Raw genomic sequence first — 16,576 nt, forward strand, 5'->3', positions numbered from 1 at the left:
GCCTGCCGCCGCGCCTCGCGGCAGGCGTCCGGGCGGCGGCTCCTGCCCGCCGCCCACGGCCGGTGAGCGTGGCGCGGGCCGTCCGTCCGCACGCAGGACCGGCGGCAGGGACGGATGCCCGGCCGCTCGCCCCCACGCGGTTCAGCCGGTGGAGGCGGGACCGGGCGGCAGGTGGACGGTCATGATCAGGTGGCAGGTCTCGGTGCCGGTCCCGCGGTAGGTGTGGGGCGCGTCGCCGTCGAAGGTGGCGGTCTCTCCTGCCTCGACGGGGTGCTCGGTCCCGTCGACGACGAGGATCATCCGGCCGGCCGTGACGCTGACGGTTTCCACGACCCCGGCCTGGTGGGGGTGGCTCGGGTAGGCATCGTCCGGCCGGAGTCGCCAGCGCCAGACCTCGGTGGGAGCCGGGCCGGAGGTCGTCAGCATGAGCCGGGCCTCACTGCCGTGTTCGCCGGTCCACAGCGGCGTCACCGAGTCGGCGGCCACGACGCGGACGCGCCCCTCCGTCCGTCCCTCCATGAGGGCCGACACGGATACTCCCAGGGTGTCGGCCAGCCGGACCAGCGTCGCGAAGTTCGGATTTCCCTGCGCCCGCTCCAGGGCGACGAGTGCGCCCTTGCTCACCTTGGCGCGCCTGCCGAGCTCGTCCAGGGACAGCCCGGCCCGGGTACGGGCCGACCTGACGTTGTGGGCCAGCGTCCGCAGGGCTGCGTCCGTCTCGGCCATCCGATCTCCATCCTGAGCACGTGGACCACTGGAATGCACCAGACGGTCGTTTGGTTGACATGAGGCGGTCGCTTCGTTGTACGGTTCAGTCGTTCCGATGAATAGTAAGGGATCTGCCGTGATTGCTCTGCTGCTGGCCCTGGGCAGCTCGCTCGCCTACGGGTGCGCCGACTTCCTCGGCGGACTCGGTGCCCGAAAGGCGCACGTGCTGCGCACCGTCATGATCGCGGCCCCGGCCTCGCTCGCCGTCGAGCTGATGCTGTGGCCCGTGCTCGGAGCGTCGTTCGGCGCCGGCTCCCTCGGCTGGGGCGCCGCCTCCGGAGTCGCTTCGGCCGCCGCGTTCGCGCTGCTGTACCGCACCCTGGCGATCGGGCCGATGAACGTACTCTCGCCGGTGACCGCCCTGGTGTCGGCCGTGCTCCCCGTGGGGGTGGGACTGCTGCAGGGAGAACACCTCGGCGCGGCCGGACTGGTGGGCCTGCCGCTCGCGCTCGCGGCGGTGGTGATGGTCAGCGCCGGCCGCGGCGCCGGGTCTGCGCGGCCCTCCCGTACGGCGCTGCTGATGGCGCTCGGAGCCGGCGCCGCCATCGCCCTCCAACTGGTCTTCCTCAACCAGACGCCCTCGGACAGCGGGGTGGCGCCCCTGATCGTGGGCCGGGCCGTCTCATCCGCCGTCACCCTCGCCGCGGCGGGGCTGATGATCCGGAGGCTGGGTTCCGAGCGGCCCGCCTACGCCGTGTCCGCGGCGGCGGGCGTGCTGGACTCGGTGGCGAACCTGCTGTTCCTGGTCGCCGCACGCAGCGGGGACCTCGCCGTCGTCGCCGTGATCACCGCCCTCTACCCGGCGGGCACGGTTCTGCTCGCACGCGCCGTACTCGCGGAACGCGTACACCGCGGTCAACTGGCCGGGCTCGGTACCGCCGCCGTCGCCGTCAGCCTTCTCGCCCTCGCCTGAACCGTGGGGCGGCTCGCCGGATCGCGGCCGTGCGACGACCGCCTCCGGCCTCCGCGGAGTGCCTCCCGTGGACCGCGGGCAGCCCTACGGCCCCACAGGGAGGCCGACCGGCCCTTCGACGTACGGGGGGAGCCTCGTCGAGAACCACCGGGAGGACCGGAACAGCCCGAACCACCGCGCGCCTCCCGGACGGACACGAACGGGGCCGCGACGGCCCGCCTGCTCCAGGGCACCGCCCGGCGGCAGCGCCACTGCCCCGACACCTGTTCCGCCGCTCGCACAGCCCCCCGCGCACGGCCGAGCCCGCCCCGTCACCCACCCACACCCACAAGCACGGAGACGACCATGACCACTTTCCGCATCGCCCCACCTGTCGCGGAAGCCTTTCCCGACACCCTCATCGCCGTGGTCACCGCGACCGGCCTGCGCGGCCACGAGGCCTGGCCCGCCACCGCCGTCGCCCTCCAGGAGCTGGAGGAACAGCTCGCCGAAGGCACCTGGCGGCCCGCCGACGAGTCCGATCCGCGGATCGAGGCCTGGCACACCGCCTACCGCTCCTTCGGGACCAACCCCCGTCGCATCCGCCCCAGCGTCGACGCCCTCGGCCGCCGGCTGGCGAAGAAGGGCAGCCTGCCGCGCATCAACCCGCCCGTCGATTCGTACAACGCCGTCTCCGTACGCCACGGCCTTCCCGCGGGCGCCTTCGACCTGGACCGCGTCACCGGAGCGGTCGACATCCGGTACGCAGACGGCACCGAGGAGTTCACCCCGCTCGGCGAGCCCGGCAGCGTGGAGCACCCCGAGCCGGGGGAGATCGTCTACGCGGACACCACCGGAGTCCTGACCCGCCACTGGAACCACCGCGACGCCCACCGCACGCGCGTCACCGAGGACTCCGCACACGTCGCCTTCGTCCTGGAGACACTCCACGCCACCCGTGACGGCGACCGTCTGCGCACCGCGGCCGTCGAGCTGCGGGAGCTGCTGCGCCCGCATGCCGCACGGACCGAAGCGCACCACCTCGGCCGAGGCCGGCCCGAGGTCACCGTCTGAGGGCGGGCCGAGCAGGGGTGCCGGGCGGCCTGCGCGCTCCGGCAGCCCGGGTGCCGTCACGGACTCCGGATCACCCGGCCTCGGCGACCTCGCCGTCGAGGGAGACGCCGAGCCGGCCGGCCAGGGTGGTGAGCGCGGCCCCCAAGGGCAGCGTGACGCGGGCGAGAGCGTGCCGATCGCCCCGGGTCGGATCCCGGTTGATGATCAGGACCGGTTTCCCGGCCTCCGCCGCCTGGCGGACGAACCGGAGACCCGACATCACCGTCAAGGAGGACCCCAGGACGAGCAGGGAGGTCGCCTCGCGGACCAGCTGCCGGCAGTGCTCGACCCGCAGGTGGGGCACGGCTTCGCCGAAGAACACCACATCGGGTTTGAGGATGCCGCCGCAGACGGTGCAGGGCAGCACGCGGAAGTCGCCCACCTGCTCGTCGGTGAGGTCCGCGTCGCCGTCGGGGTTGATGGCGGCGGCCACCGGGTCGAAGCCCGCGTTGGCCTTCGCCAGGCGCTCGGCGAGTGCGGAGCGGGGACTGCGGGCGCCGCAGGACAGGCAGACCACCCGGCCGAGACTCCCGTGGAGTTCCACGACATCCTCGCTGCCGGCGGCCTGGTGCAAGCCGTCGACGTTCTGGGTGATCACCCCGCCGAGTGCGCCGTGACGCCCCAGTGCGGCCAGGGCCCGGTGGCCGGCGTTGGGCCGGGCACGGCCGAACGTGCGCCAGCCGAGATGACTGCGGGCCCAGTACCGGCGCCGGGCCTGGAGACCGGCGGTGAAGTCCTGATACGTCATCGGGGTGTGACGGCTCAGGCTTCCGCCCTCGCCCCGGTAGTCGGGGATGCCCGACTCCGTGGAGATGCCCGCCCCACTGAGCACCAGTACGCCGCCGGTGCTCAGGGCGTCGGCGACCGGACGCAGGTCCGTGGTGCCCGGCGACAGGTCGCCGGTAGGGGTCCAGCTCAGGGTTGGGCGCATGCGCATGCCCCCAGGGTACGGAAGGCACCGCCCCGAGCGGTCTGACCGCCGGCACACCGTGCGCGGTGCTCACCGTGCGGCCTGCCTGCCTCGCCCTCCGGAACCCGGGTGCCCCCTGCGCGGCATGCGCGAGGAAGTTGCTGCGCACGTCCGTCCGGCACGGCAGGCGGGCAGGAGCCGCATGGGGAAGACCGGCGCCACCCGTCCCCGACCGTGACGACCGGGCGTGTGCGCGCCCTGCCCCGGCCGCTTCGGTGACGTGGGCTTCGCCCGAGCCCACAGGACGGGCCGGGGCGGGCTGCGTGGGACGATCACCCATGCCGAAACGGCCGACACGCACCCCTGGTGGGGGCCAGGCCCACCACCCCGGCGGGGCGGGCCGGGCCCCGGCCCGGACAGGAGAGCACCGACCGGCTTCTCAGTCTGACCAGGCACCGGCTCCGCATCACGGCGGACGCCTACGCGCAGTACCGCGCCGAACCTTCCCCGCGTACCGCCGCCGCGGGGGACCCTGACTGGCTCGCCGCCCTTGACTACGGTGTCCGCCTGCTGGTCGGGCGCCTACTGGCTGCCGCGGACCGGCGAGCTGCGGGGCGTCCCGGACGCGGCCCTGTGCTGGGTGAGCCAGGCCGTGGACGGTGGAGGTCGCCGTCTCGTGGGTGGCGGAACTTCCGGCGGCCGGGGTGTGCGTCCCGCTGACGCCACTCCCGTCGGGCGTGGCGGCGGCGGTCCCGTCGCCACTGCTACCGGTGTTGGTCGATGTGGAGGTCTGGCTCGACGCGCTCGTCGCTGATCTGGAGGGCGGGCACCGGGCATCGACCGGACGCCGCGCACACCACGGGCCCACGGGTAGAACTTCCCGGCCGTTCCGGGGGCGGCCCCGCCCCATCCGGGCGTGGCGGCCGAACGGTCCTTCGAGGCGCCGTGTGCCCTGGAGCGCGGCCGCGCGGCGGACCTGCCCTGGGCCGAAACGGGCGACTGCGGAGACGATCGAGTGAATATCACAGACACGCCGCAGAAATGGCTCGAACCCGGCTAAAGACTCCCAGTCAGTGAACGCACCTTCGCTCAGATGGCGGGCGATCCGTACTGGAAGGCTGACAGTGGGAACGCTGGACAAGCTGGAACAGCGCTTCGAGGCGTGGGTCAACGGAGCCTTCGCGAAAGCATTCAAGTCCGCGGTGCAGCCGCTGGAGTTCGTCGGGGCCCTGCGGCGCGAGTGCGACGTCAACGCCAGGATCTGGAGCCAGAACCGCACGGTCGTGCCCAACTGCTTCGTCATCGAACTCAACCCGGACGACCACGCGTTGCACAGTACGTGTCTGCTCATGCTCGGCGAAGAGCTGGTCCAGACGCTGCGCGAGTACACGGAATCCCAGAACTACTGCTTCGTGGGCCCGCTGAAGGTCCAGTTGCAGTGCGCGGACGATCTCGCGACCGGGCGGTACAGGGTCAGGAGCCGGATCGAGATCCCGCCGGACGTCCTGCAGGCTATGGAGACCGCCGACCGCCGTGCCCTGATCGCGCGCGAGTGGGGCGGTCACGGTCAGGCGGCCTCCCGGAACCAGACGCCGTCCTCCCGGAGCGGGGGCAGGCAGGTACTCAACGTCCAGCAGCTCATGGAGCACGAACTGTCGGTCGACGCCAACGGCATGCTGGTCCGGAGCGACGCTCGTACGCTCATCGCGCCGTCGGACCTCCGGAGCACGCAGCCGCCCCGGCCGAAGGGAGCCGACGCTCCCGAACTGCTGCCGTCCGGGCAGGGACCACCGAGTCACCCGCACAGGCGCCCGGCCCCGTCCGACGACCGCGCAGCGGTGGGCGCCGACCGGCCGAGCGGCGCACTGTCCGAAGCAAGGCAGTGCCTGACGGCCGACGAGCCTCGAGCGACCGTATCCGCTGTCCAGGACCGCTCCAGCGAAGACCCGAGCCACCATCCACGTGCACACGGTAGAACGACGGCGGAAGCATCCCGCCGCCGACGCGCCGACGCTGTCCCCACCAACTCCCCAAGATCATCGAAAGGACTGAACAGTATGACTAATGGCAGTGCATTCGGCGTCAACCACCCTGTGCCCGACGAGGGCCGCGACGGTGCGGACGCACTCCTGGGTCGCGCGACGCCGGACCGGGACGCCGCTGCCGAGTCCGACGCCGCCGCACCGAGGGACCCGCGGTCGCCTGCCGGAACGTCCGACGGAACGATGTCCCGCGCATACCGGCCGCAGCGTCCGGGCGGTGTGCCGGCGGCCCACGGGGGCGAGACCGCTTCACCGCGCCCGTACCCCGGATGGAGCAGGCAGTCGCGGTTCGTCGACGGCCCTCCGCCCGGCCAGCGGGCGCGAGCTGCCTACCCGCCCCAGACGGGGCATGGCGGCGGCCTCGGACACAGCTCCTCGGTCGAGCTCTCCTCCGACCGCCTCCTGCGCAGCGGGGCCGGCGTGCGCGGCGGTCTCAGGAAGCTGCGCATCGGTGGGAAGAACGCCGAGAAGGTGCGGCAGCAGAAACTGGTCGTGCTCCGCACCCCGGTCATGGACTGCTACAAGATCGCCGTCATCAGCCTGAAAGGCGGGGTCGGCAAGACGACCACCACGACCGCCCTGGGATCGGTGCTGGCGACCGAGCGACAGGACAGGGTCGTGGCCATCGACGCGAACCCCGACGCCGGCACGCTCAGCCGCCGGGTGCGCAGGGAGACGAGCGCGACCATCCGTGACCTGGTGGCGGACATCCCGAACGTGCCCAACTACATGGCGGTACGCCGCTACACCTCCCAGGCTCCGAGCGGGCTGGAGGTCCTCGCCAACGACGTGGACCCCGCCATCTCCACCGCGTTCGACGACGCGGACTACCGCCAGGTCGTGGACTGCCTGGGGCAGCACTACCCGATCATCCTCACGGACTCGGGCACCGGTCTCCTGCACAGCGCGATGGGCGGCGTCCTCGACCTCGCGGATCAGCTGATCGTCGTCGCCACGTCCACTGTGGACGGCGCCGCCAGCGCCAGCACGACCCTGGACTGGCTCAACGCCCACGGCTACGCGGATCTGGTGCAGCGAAGCATCACCGTGGTGTCCGAGGCCCGCAAGACCAGCAAGATGGTCAAGCTGGACCAGGTCGTGGCCCACTTCCGTGCCCGGTGCCGGGGCGTGGTCGTCGTCCCCTTCGACGAACACCTTGCCGCGGGCGCGGAGGTCGACCTGGCCAAGATGAAGCCGCAGACCCGGGAGGCGTACTTCAACCTGGCCACACTCGTGGCCGCGGACTTCCACCGGACCCAGCCGGAGCCCGCGGGCTGGCCCGCTCTTCCCCACTCCGGATACAACTCGGCCAGCGTCTTCTCGGCGCCCGCCTGGGGCTGACCGCCGGCCCGCGCGGCCCACCGGCGGGGGGCGACAGCCATACCGGCCGGGCTCGCCCCAGCTCTCCGGGCGGCCCCAGAGCGCGTATCGCGTGTGCGGCCTGCCGGGCGTCTGCGGCCGGGCACGAGTGAGTCCGCAGGTATCGCGGGCTGCGCCTTGACCGTCACGAAGTGGCCGGTGCACGGTCGTGCCCGCCGGTCAGGCCCGTCCCCGGACGGGCGGCACCGACACGGGGCGCCGGGGTGACCGGCGCCCCGTCCGGCCGGGGGACCCCGCCTACCGCGCCCGCCGCCCCGCTGTTCCCGACGGCGCGACCGTGCGTACCGCCACCATTGCCGTTCAATCCGTGCCGCCGAAAGGCCATGCCGCGACATCGCGGTAACGGAGCGGGCCTGGGCCGCCGAGGGGGGTGCTGGCGACCAGATGCAGACGCTCGGCCCGCCAGGTGCGACCGGTGAAGGCGGACAGTCCCGCGGCGGCCTGGACCGCGCCCGAGACATCACCGCGACGGGCACGGGCGAGAGTCAGGTGAGGGTTCAGCGGCCTGGCGGTGTACGCGACTCCGTGTTCCTCGGCCAGGGCCCGCACCTCCACGGCGAGCAGCCGCAGTCCGTCCAGGTCCCCGTCGATCCCGCTCCACAGCACCCGCTCGTCGAAGTGCCCACCGCCCCGCAGAGCCAGGCGCAGGGACCGGCGACCCGCTGCGAGGGCCGCGAGCGGTGGCCGCAGCAGCGAGACCGCCGACGCCGGAAGCTCCCCGAGGAACGCCAGGGTCACATGCCAGTCCTCGATGCGGTTCCACCGCAGGCCGGGGTACGCCTCATAAGCGGGTCGCAGCGCTCGGGCGAGCTCGTCCTTCGCGTCGTCGGGCGGGGCAAGGGCTATGAAGGCGCGCACGTTCGCGGGCCGGACTCGTTCGTTCACCAGGAATTCGTACACCACCGGCGCCGGCCGCCGTGCCCACGACCGCCCACGGGGTGCACGGGGTGTACGGCGGCCCGAGGCCGCGGGGCGCCCTCCTGCGCGGATCCCCGGGACGGCTGCCGTTCGGGCCTTGCACCGGGAACCCGGGGCGGCAGTGCGTGACCGTCCCACGCCAGGCCGACGGCCGGCCGCACGGGCCACCCGCCGCACCTTCGTCGTGGCGGCGCGGCGCCGCAGTGCCCCTCCGCCGGGCTCTCACACCCCCCACGGCCGCAGCTTCTCCGGATTGCGAACCACCCAGATGCGGGTGACGCGACTGTCGACGACTTCGAACGAGGCCACGGTCATGACCGCGTCGCCACGCCTGGCCACCAGGCCCGGCATGCCGTTGACCGACCGCTCCAGGAGTTCGAGTCCCGGAGCCCTGTCGGCGATGGAGACCATGTACCGGGCGATGCGCGCACCGCCCTCGACCGGGCGCAGGACGGTCCCGACCATGCCGCCGCCGTCGGCGGTCATCACGGCCGCGGGGGCGAGGAGATCGACGAGGGCCGGGATGTCCTTCGTCTCCCAGGCCTCCTTGACCTGCCGCACCACCTCACCCTGCCCCGCCGCCCGCACCGGCGGCCCGGTGACGCGTACCCGCCGCCGCGCGGAGGCCGCGAGCTGCTTGCAGGCCGCGGGGGACCGGCCGAGGATGCCGGCGATCTCGGCGAAGGGGTACCGGAAGACGTCGTGCAGGACGAACGCCACCCGCTCCGCCGGGGTCATCGACTCCAGGACGACGAGGAAGGCCATGGTCACCGACTCGTCCAGGATCATCTGGTCGGCCGGGTCGGCGCCGCGTCCGTGCCCCTGTTCCGCGCGGTCCGGCAGCGGATCCGGCAACCAGGCGCCCACGTAGCGCTCCCGCCGCACCCGCGCCGAGCCGAGCACGTCCAGACATATACGGCCGGTGACAGTCGTCAGCCAGGCACCGGGGGACAGGATCTCGTCCCGCCGGCCGCCCGGCAGCGCGTACCAGCGTGCGTACGCCTCCTGTACAGCGTCCTCGGCCTCGGCCAGCGACCCGAGCAACCGGTAGGCGACGTTCAGGAGTTGCCGCCGCTCACCGGCTGTCCCGCTGACGCTCCCCGGCGTCCCCACGTGCCCGACCGCCCCCTCGCCTTACCTTTCGCAGGCCCGCGTCGTCGGGCTGGTGAGAGCCTATCGATCTACTGCCCCCGGGCGGAAAAGGGGACCTCGGCATGACGACCCAGGCCACGGCACAGCGCCGGCTCACGTTTCTGCAGACGGCGATCGCCCTCCAGACCCTCACCATCTTCCTCCAGGCGGTCTCTGCCGGACTGCTGCTGTCCTCGTCCTACGGGGAGACGCTGCACAGTGTCGGTGCGCGCGTGATGTACGGCGCGTCGATGCTGTACCTGCTGGCCGCGGTTCTGGCGTGGAAGCCGGGAGGCGGCTCGCCCCGGCCGATCCTGCACGCCACCGGCTTCCTCGTCCTCGCCTCCGTCCAGGTCGTGCTCGGCATCGCACACGTACCGTCCGTCCACCTGCCGCTCGGCGTCCTGATGTTCGGACTCAGCGTCCTGGCACTGGCGCGGCGCCGGGAGGCGCGGTGACCGCCGGCAGACCTGCCGGGCGGGGCACCGGCCGTGGCGGCGCCGGGCGCGTCGGGGGTATGGCCCGGATCCGGGTGGAATGAGGGGACGGGGCCCGACCCGGAGTCCTCCAAGGTGCGCCGGGGCACCGTCCTCGGCGTACGCCGCGCTCGGTCCCCCCTCACGGCGCACGGCCGGCCTTCCCGCACAACCGGTGACGATTCGCCACCCCGTGCCGCCACCGGCGTGTCACCCGTACGCGCCGGGTGCATAGGCGGGCGGAATGCCCTTCGGCCAGGTAGATAGGGAGTGTCATCACTCGGCGGTTAGTGGGCACGTGCTATGTGCTCGAACTGCTATTCCATTGCCCGCAGGGGAGTACCCGTATGAGCTTGTCCACCACCGAGCCGTCCACCTTGGTACCTGTCAAAGGCAGAGGAGCGGGCCATGTCGTCATCAGCTGGTTGACCACGACGGACCACAAGAAGATCGGTCACCTGTATCTGATCGCGTCGTTCTTCTTCTTCCTCGTCGGTGGTGTGATGGCGCTGCTGCTGCGGGCGGAGCTGGCTCGCCCGGGGCTGCAGATCCTTTCCTCGGAGCAGTACAACCAGACGTTCACCCTGCACGGCACGATCATGCTGCTGCTCTTCGCGACTCCCACGTTCGCCGGATTCGCCAACGCCATCATGCCGTTGCAGATCGGGGCCCCCGATGTGGCCTTTCCGCGGCTGAATATGCTGTCGTTCTGGCTGTTCCTCTTCGGCGGCCTCATCGTCCTCAGCAGTCTGATGACGACACAGGGCGCGGCGGACTTCGGCTGGACCGCGTACACGCCGCTCAGCGGCGGCGAGCGCACGCCCTATGTCGGGGGCGACATGTGGGTCATGGGCCTGGCGCTGGCCGGATTCGGCACCATTCTCGGCGCGGTCAACTTCATCACGACGATCATCTGCATGCGCGGTCCGGGCATGACGATGTTCCGCATGCCGATCTTCACGTGGAACGTCCTCCTGACGTCCGTGCTGGTCCTGTTCGCGTTCCCCATCCTGGCCGCGGCTCTGCTGGTCCTGGAGGCCGACCGGCGCTTCGGCGCGCAGGTGTTCAACCCCGAGAACGGTGGCGCGCTCCTGTGGCAGCACCTGTTCTGGTTCTTCGGGCATCCCGAGGTCTACATCATCGCCCTCCCGTTCTTCGGCATCGTCACCGAGATCCTTCCGGTCTTCTCCCGTAAGCCGGTGTTCGGATACGTGGGCCTGGTCAGCGCGACCATCGCCATCTCCGGCCTCTCCCTGACCGTGTGGGCCCACCACATGTTCGCGACCGGAGCGGTACTGCTTCCGTTCTTCTCCTTCATGACCTTCCTCATCGCCGTACCGACGGGAGTGAAGTTCTTCAACTGGATCGGCACCATGTGGAAGGGGTCGCTGTCCTTCGAGACACCCATGCTGTGGTCGATCGGGTTTCTCGTGACGTTCCTCTTCGGCGGTCTGACAGGGGTCATCCTGGCCTCGCCCCCCTTGGATTTCCACGTCACCGACAGCTACTTCGTCGTGGCCCACTTCCACTACGTCGTCTTCGGCACGGTCGTCTTCGCGACATTCGCCGGGTTCTACTTCTGGTGGCCCAAGATGACCGGCACCATGCTCGACGAACGCCTCGGCAAGATCCACTTCTGGACACTGTTCGTCGGCTTCCACCTGACCTTCCTCGTGATGCACTGGCTCGGCGCGGAGGGCATGCCCCGCCGTTACGCCGACTACCTGGCGGCCGACGGCTTCACGGCGCTGAACACCCTCTCCTCCATCGGCGCGTTCCTGCTGGGTGCCTCCACGCTTCCCTTCATCTACAACGTGTGGAAGACCGCGCAGACCGGAAAGCGCCTCCAGGTCGACGACCCCTGGGGCTACGGCCGCTCCCTGGAATGGGCCACCTCCTGCCCGCCCCCCCGGCACAATTTCGTCACCCTGCCCAAGGTCCGCTCGGAATCACCGGCATTCGACCTGCACTACCCCGCCATCGCCCAGCTGGAGGAGGCCAGGCACGCCGGCCGGCGGGACGTCATCGAACCCGGAAAGGGCGTCGCGCACCCGCTGGGCAAGGACCGCGACGACAGGTGAGGCTCGCGGCCTCGCGACACCTCGCGCCTGGACGCTGCCGCCGGATTCCACCAGCTCGCACGGTTTCCGGCGGCGGCTTCCCCACGTACAGGCGCTGACGGCGGGCTCGCGTGACGCACGGCTTGTCGCGGCGGGGCCGGTGACGTGATCGGGGCCGGTGGCGGCCGTCCGTGCCCGCCTCGCCCGAACGTGGGACGGACCCGATAATGGGAGTGTTCTGCGTTCAGGCCTTCCGGTGCGCTTCCGGTGCACCATGCGGAGAGGGGAACCCATGGCCACCAGCGCGGTATCTCCACCCCACGGCTCGGCCGGCCGGCACGTGCTGCTTCACGGGTGGCGTGAACAGATCATCAGCGGGCTCATGTTCCTCACCGGCATCGCCCTGTGCGTCGCGCCGTGGGTCGGGGGCGACTATCCGGACTCCGCCAAGGACATCCACCGCAGCGAGGTCGGCATCGCCATCCTCGTCCTCCTGGTCGCGATCACGCGACTGAGCGGTCACATCGGCAGATGGTCGGACTGGATCATCCTGCTGTCCGGCGCGTGGCTGGTCGCCTCGCCATGGCTGCTCCGACTGCAGAACACCGAGGTCTTCGACGGCGCGCACGTCTTCGATGTCGCCGCGGGCACGGTACTGCTCGTCCTGGCCGTCGCTTCGATGCTCCTCCGCTCCGTACTGCGCCGCAAGGAACGCCAAGCCTGACGCGCCGAGGCGAGGGCGACCGCCGCCCGGGTCACGGGCGATCTGCCGGCCCGGACGGCGGGGCGCCGCCTGCGGCCCCCGCACAGCTGGACGCGATGACACCCGATGCGACGAACGAGGACACACTTCCATGTGCGCTTCTATCGCAGGACAGAGTCCCGCCGCTCTCGGCGGTGAGACCAGCATTCTGGTGCGTCAACGCCGTGACCACGCCGAACTCGATCGGCTGATGAACCTCTACGAGTCCTCCGAGGAGTCGGCCCACGACCGGCTGGGTGTGCTCAAGGACATCGTCCAACTCACCTTCAGTCACGCCTTCGCCGAGGAGACCGTGCTCTGGCCGCTCCTGAGGCGGCTGGCGCCCGACGGTGAGGAACTGACATCGAGGGTCGAGAGGGAACACCAGGAGATCAACGAACTCGTGGCCGAGCTCGAACGCACGGACCCCGGCTCCGACACCCACGAGCTCCTCGTCATCCGCGCCTTCGGTCTCATCCGCCAGGACATCCGTGACGAGGAGGACCTGCTGCTCCCCAGGCTCCAGGAGGCCATGGAAGCCGAGGAGCTGCGCCGGATCGGCGCCACCTGGGAGACCGTACGACGCACCGCCCCCACCCACCCGCATCCCGCGGTGCCTCGCCGCCCTCCCGGCAACGTCCTGCTGGGAGTGCCCCTCAGCCCCTTCGACCGGATACGCGACCTGGCACCCGCCGGCGCCCGCGCCACCCATCTGCGCAACGCGGCCCTGGCACTCTGTGCGGCAGCCCTCGCGCTCCGGCTGCTGCGCACCGACCACCGGCGCCGGCAGGGCGACCGGTAGGCCGGACGCCGTCCCCGGGACCCCGGCAGGGGCACACCGGTGAGCTCGTCCCTGCTGGAGACGGCCTCGAGATCCGGCACGGGGCCGCGCGACCAGCGGACGTAGAGTCCGCGGCGCCGGGTGACCAACTCCGCCAACGCTTCCAGAGTGCGGAACACCGGCATCAGCTCTGCGCCACTCGTCATTCCTCGAGGTCGGCCTTTCCCTGACGGGCCCGGTAGGGCTTGTGGACAACTGGCGGCAGGTGCCCGGGGCGCGGGACCCGTATGCCGCTGATCTCCGGTCTTCCGGTGCCGTCCGCCGCTGTCCGTGGCGCGGGAGAGGCGGCCGGACCGACTGTGCACATGTTCCCCGCCCACGCCCCCGATAACTGCCGGCGTCGGGGAAGACCGGAACGGGCGCACTCCACGCATACCGCGGGGCGAACGGGTAACCGGTCATACATGCGGAGATCTCCGTGCCGGTCGGTCAGCCGACTGCGTCATTCAGGTTGGCCGTACGGCTGACCGGGCGTGTGCGGTAGCGGCCCCTGTGGCCGACGCCGAGCATGGGCGGGTGGTGCCCTGCGGATTCGGCGGACCGGATCGTCTTCACGGGGGTACTCCGTCAACCCACCGTCGCATCGAGGAGAACTCCGGTGACGTTCAATCCGCTCGAGCAGCGGGGAATCCCGCTGGACAGGCAACTGCGCAACTGGCGTGAGCTCAACGTGAAGCCCCTCGACCCCGACCGCTGTGACCCGTACACCCGGTGCCGCGTCATCACGATGAACGGCATCGAGGTCGAGGCGATCATGTTCAGCCACCAGCTGGCACGGCATTGTCCCGACCCCGAGATCAAGCGCACACTGGCGCGCACGCGTTACATCGAGGCGCAGCAGCAGAAAGTGGTGAACTGGCTGCTCCCCGGTGTCTCATCGGTGCTCGAGACGACGATCGCGTACGAACAGGTCGCCGTCGACCTCACCGCCTGGGTCGCACGCATGGAGCCGGACCCCTATCTGAAGCAGGCGTACCAGTTCGGGGTGCTGGAGGACTTCGACCACCTGTACCGGTACGCGAACCTGTACGAGATGATCGAGCACCGCAAGGCGGAGTCGATCGTCGACGGGCTGACCGAGGTCATGCCGGGCCGCCCGACGAAGTACCACCACCGCGACCCGTACGACAACGTCCGCGACCCCTACGCCAAGGACGAGACCAACCCGCTGTCCAAGCTGCACGCGTTGACGATCATGTCGGCGGAGCAGCAGACGATGAACTTCTACATGAACACCGGGCCCACCTACATGGAGCCCATCGCCCGCCAGCTTTACCAGGAGATCGGGCTCATCGAGGAGGAGCACGTCACCCACTACGAGTCCCTCGTGGACCCCGGGGAGACGTGGTGGGAGCAGCTGGTCAACCACGAGTACAACGAGTGCTACCTGTACCACTCGTTCATGGAGCAGGAGAGCGACCCCAGGGTGAAGTCGATCTGGGAACTGCACCTGAACATGGAACTCGAACACCTGCACATCGCCTGCGACCTGATGCGCCGTCATGATGGCCGTGACCCGGAGTCGGTGCTCGCGCCCGAGCTGCCGAACGTCCTGACGTTCGAGCCGAACAAGGCGTACCTGCGTGAGCTGCTCGACACCCAGATGGACCTCACCACGCTCGGCGCCGGCTACGTGCGTGAGGCCCACGAGCGGTTCGAGACGATGCAGGAGCAGATCCACGGGGGTGAGGAGCCCCCCAGCGAGCGGGTCATGGCGGAGCACGACGCGATGTTCGGCCGCGAGTACCGGGTGCAGTCCGAGGGTGAGCACCCCGACCCCGCCATGCGCGAGAAGTGAGGGACACCATGCCGGAATCCGGGACCCCGCACGCCGGTGACGACCTGGCAGCGGACAACGACGTGGTCGCCCTGCTCATGCGGCAGCACGGTGACATCCGCAACCTCTTCGACGAGGTGGAACAGAGCCGGGGGGATGCCCGGCGCGACGCCTTCCGCCGGCTCGTCCGGCTCCTGGCGGTGCACGAGACGGCCGAGGAGGAGGTCGTCCATCCCTTCGCGCGTCGGGGTCTGCCGGGAGGGGAGCAGGTCGTCGAGGACCGGCTGGCCGAGGAACGCGCCGCCAAGGAGACGCTGGCCGCCCTCGAGGACATGGACACCGAGAGCCCGGAGTTCCTGCCACGCCTGATGGCTTTGCGCACCGACGTGCAGCAACACGCCAGGGCGGAGGAACGCTACGAGTTCACCCACATCCGGCGCAGTACCGACGTCACGAACCTGGCGGCCATGGCCAAGGCGGTCAAGGCCGCGGAGGCCATGGCACCCACCCGGCCGCACCCAGGCGTGGAATCGGGTGCCGCCAACATGGCGCTCGGGCCTGTGTCCGCGCTGATGGACCGCACCAAGGACACGGTGCGCAAGGCCATGGGCAAGGACGGATGATCGCCGTGCCGGCCGGGCGGCAGACCGTGCCGGCACAAGCACGGGTAGGAGTACGGAGGCACGCGTGGTGATCGACGAGGCTCTGGTCCGGGAACTCCTGGACCGGACGGAGGACACGGCAGCCCTGGTCCTCATGGAGGGCCGGGCGCGGATCGCCGGGCCCGCCGAGCTCGACAGCGACACCTTCCGGGGGGCGGCGGTTCTCGTCTCCCGGGGGGAACTCGTGGACCGGCTGGGCACGTCCGCGCCCACGCCACAGGCTGTGCAGCAGCTGGCGGCTTCGTTACGCGACGCCGTCGGCAAGCTCGGCGCCTGAACACCCCGCCACCCCGCAGCGTTCGCGCCCGGGGTGGTGGGCCCTTCTCTGCCGCCGGGACCGTGGACGGTCACGTCAGCCGCGGGCCTGCCGTGTCCAGGTAGGCCGTCTGCCGTTCGACAGGTCGGGTTACTTCGGCCGCACCGCGGCCGCTCACCGACGTGGCGATCAGCCACGGAGACGGAACTCCTGGGTACCGTTCGCTTCCGGTCGGTCATGGTTCTCGGAGCCCCGCGAGCCGGCGTCGCCGTGCACGGGTACGGAGGATCAGGGCCGTCCACGACCACCGGTGCCTCAGTCGTGCGGCACCCACCTCTCGTCGTCATGGAGGGCGAAGAATGGCTACTGGAACCGTCAAGTGGTTCAACGCGGAAAAGGGATTCGGGTTCATCGAGCAGGACGGCGGCGGGCCGGACGTCTTCGCCCACTACTCGAACATCGCGGCTCAAGGCTTCCGTGAGCTGCAGGAGGGGCAGAAGGTGAACTTCGACGTCACCCAGGGGCAGAAGGGCCCGCAGGCGGAGAACATCACTCCGGCCTGACCTCGGCCCGGCACGCTGCCCGCCCGGAAGAGGGCGGGCAGCGTG

At 70.9% G+C, this 16,576-nt stretch carries 15 protein-coding genes and 1 pseudogene; 11 read left to right on the forward strand and 5 right to left on the reverse strand.

What is annotated here, in order from left to right:
• Nucleotides 1–141: 141 nt before the first annotated feature.
• Nucleotides 142–726: an XRE family transcriptional regulator gene (locus ABZ371_RS16115; RefSeq protein ID WP_358679257.1), complete on the reverse strand. Its 585-nt coding sequence runs from the start codon at nucleotides 724–726 to the stop codon at nucleotides 142–144.
• Nucleotides 727–844: 118 nt separating this feature from the next.
• Between ABZ371_RS16115 and ABZ371_RS16120 the strand changes: the two genes are divergently transcribed.
• Both ABZ371_RS16120 and ABZ371_RS16125 read left to right on the forward strand, forming a co-directional pair.
• Entirely contained in the window at nucleotides 845–1,681 is an 837-nt protein-coding gene (locus ABZ371_RS16120; protein ID WP_358679260.1) for an EamA family transporter, read from the forward strand.
• 345 nt (nucleotides 1,682–2,026) lie between these two features.
• Entirely contained in the window at nucleotides 2,027–2,734 is a 708-nt protein-coding gene (locus ABZ371_RS16125) for a phenylalanine--tRNA ligase beta subunit-related protein (RefSeq protein ID WP_358679263.1), read from the forward strand.
• 70 nt (nucleotides 2,735–2,804) lie between these two features.
• Here ABZ371_RS16125 and ABZ371_RS16130 read toward each other — a convergent pair whose 3' ends face one another.
• On the reverse strand, nucleotides 2,805–3,710 hold the full coding sequence (locus tag ABZ371_RS16130; RefSeq protein WP_358679266.1) for an NAD-dependent protein deacetylase: 906 nt from the start codon (nucleotides 3,708–3,710) through the stop codon (nucleotides 2,805–2,807).
• Between the two features lie 1,097 nt (nucleotides 3,711–4,807).
• Between ABZ371_RS16130 and ABZ371_RS16135 the strand changes: the two genes are divergently transcribed.
• Nucleotides 4,808–7,066, forward strand: coding sequence for an FhaA domain-containing protein (locus tag ABZ371_RS16135; RefSeq protein WP_358679269.1), 2,259 nt, complete (start codon nucleotides 4,808–4,810; stop codon nucleotides 7,064–7,066).
• Between the two features lie 339 nt (nucleotides 7,067–7,405).
• Here ABZ371_RS16135 and thpR read toward each other — a convergent pair whose 3' ends face one another.
• Nucleotides 7,406–7,990, reverse strand: coding sequence for an RNA 2',3'-cyclic phosphodiesterase (thpR, locus tag ABZ371_RS16140; protein WP_358679271.1), 585 nt, complete (start codon nucleotides 7,988–7,990; stop codon nucleotides 7,406–7,408).
• Between the two features lie 255 nt (nucleotides 7,991–8,245).
• Nucleotides 8,246–9,136: an RNA polymerase sigma factor SigJ gene (gene sigJ / locus ABZ371_RS16145; protein ID WP_358679274.1), complete on the reverse strand. Its 891-nt coding sequence runs from the start codon at nucleotides 9,134–9,136 to the stop codon at nucleotides 8,246–8,248.
• 101 nt (nucleotides 9,137–9,237) lie between these two features.
• On the opposite strand from sigJ, the gene ABZ371_RS16150 reads away from it, so the two are divergent.
• The 4 genes from ABZ371_RS16150 to ABZ371_RS16165 all read left to right on the forward strand — a co-directional run bounded on the left by ABZ371_RS16150 (nucleotide 9,238) and on the right by ABZ371_RS16165 (nucleotide 13,234).
• On the forward strand, nucleotides 9,238–9,612 hold the full coding sequence (locus tag ABZ371_RS16150) for a hypothetical protein (protein WP_358679277.1): 375 nt from the start codon (nucleotides 9,238–9,240) through the stop codon (nucleotides 9,610–9,612).
• Between the two features lie 365 nt (nucleotides 9,613–9,977).
• Nucleotides 9,978–11,711: a cytochrome c oxidase subunit I gene (ctaD, locus tag ABZ371_RS16155; protein ID WP_358679279.1), complete on the forward strand. Its 1,734-nt coding sequence runs from the start codon at nucleotides 9,978–9,980 to the stop codon at nucleotides 11,709–11,711.
• A gap of 271 nt (nucleotides 11,712–11,982) precedes the next feature.
• The gene (locus ABZ371_RS16160; protein ID WP_358679281.1) at nucleotides 11,983–12,414 is read left to right on the forward strand and encodes an SPW repeat protein; all 432 of its coding nucleotides are present in this window, start codon (nucleotides 11,983–11,985) and stop codon (nucleotides 12,412–12,414) included.
• Nucleotides 12,415–12,544: 130 nt separating this feature from the next.
• Nucleotides 12,545–13,234 (forward strand): hemerythrin domain-containing protein, encoded by a 690-nt coding sequence (locus ABZ371_RS16165; RefSeq protein WP_358679284.1) that lies wholly within the window; start codon nucleotides 12,545–12,547, stop codon nucleotides 13,232–13,234.
• Between the two features lie 20 nt (nucleotides 13,235–13,254).
• Here the strand turns inward: ABZ371_RS16165 and ABZ371_RS16170 are convergent.
• Nucleotides 13,255–13,419, reverse strand: a pseudogene (locus ABZ371_RS16170) (DUF6098 family protein); the annotation flags it as partial.
• Between the two features lie 452 nt (nucleotides 13,420–13,871).
• Here ABZ371_RS16170 and ABZ371_RS16175 point away from each other — a divergent pair.
• The 4 genes from ABZ371_RS16175 (at nucleotide 13,872) to ABZ371_RS16190 (ending at nucleotide 16,531) form a co-directional block, all read left to right on the forward strand.
• On the forward strand, nucleotides 13,872–15,071 hold the full coding sequence (locus ABZ371_RS16175; RefSeq protein WP_358679287.1) for a hypothetical protein: 1,200 nt from the start codon (nucleotides 13,872–13,874) through the stop codon (nucleotides 15,069–15,071).
• Between the two features lie 8 nt (nucleotides 15,072–15,079).
• The gene (locus tag ABZ371_RS16180) at nucleotides 15,080–15,673 is read left to right on the forward strand and encodes a hemerythrin domain-containing protein (RefSeq protein WP_358679289.1); all 594 of its coding nucleotides are present in this window, start codon (nucleotides 15,080–15,082) and stop codon (nucleotides 15,671–15,673) included.
• 64 nt (nucleotides 15,674–15,737) lie between these two features.
• Nucleotides 15,738–15,989 (forward strand): hypothetical protein, encoded by a 252-nt coding sequence (locus ABZ371_RS16185; protein ID WP_358679292.1) that lies wholly within the window; start codon nucleotides 15,738–15,740, stop codon nucleotides 15,987–15,989.
• 338 nt (nucleotides 15,990–16,327) lie between these two features.
• Nucleotides 16,328–16,531 carry a cold-shock protein gene (locus tag ABZ371_RS16190; protein ID WP_062705208.1) on the forward strand — a complete coding sequence of 68 codons (204 nt, stop codon included), beginning with the start codon at nucleotides 16,328–16,330 and terminating at the stop codon, nucleotides 16,529–16,531.
• Nucleotides 16,532–16,576: the final 45 nt, after the last annotated feature.

It is taken from the genome of Streptomyces sp. NPDC005899 (assembly GCF_040629645.1).
GTDB lineage: Bacteria > Actinomycetota > Actinomycetes > Streptomycetales > Streptomycetaceae > Streptomyces.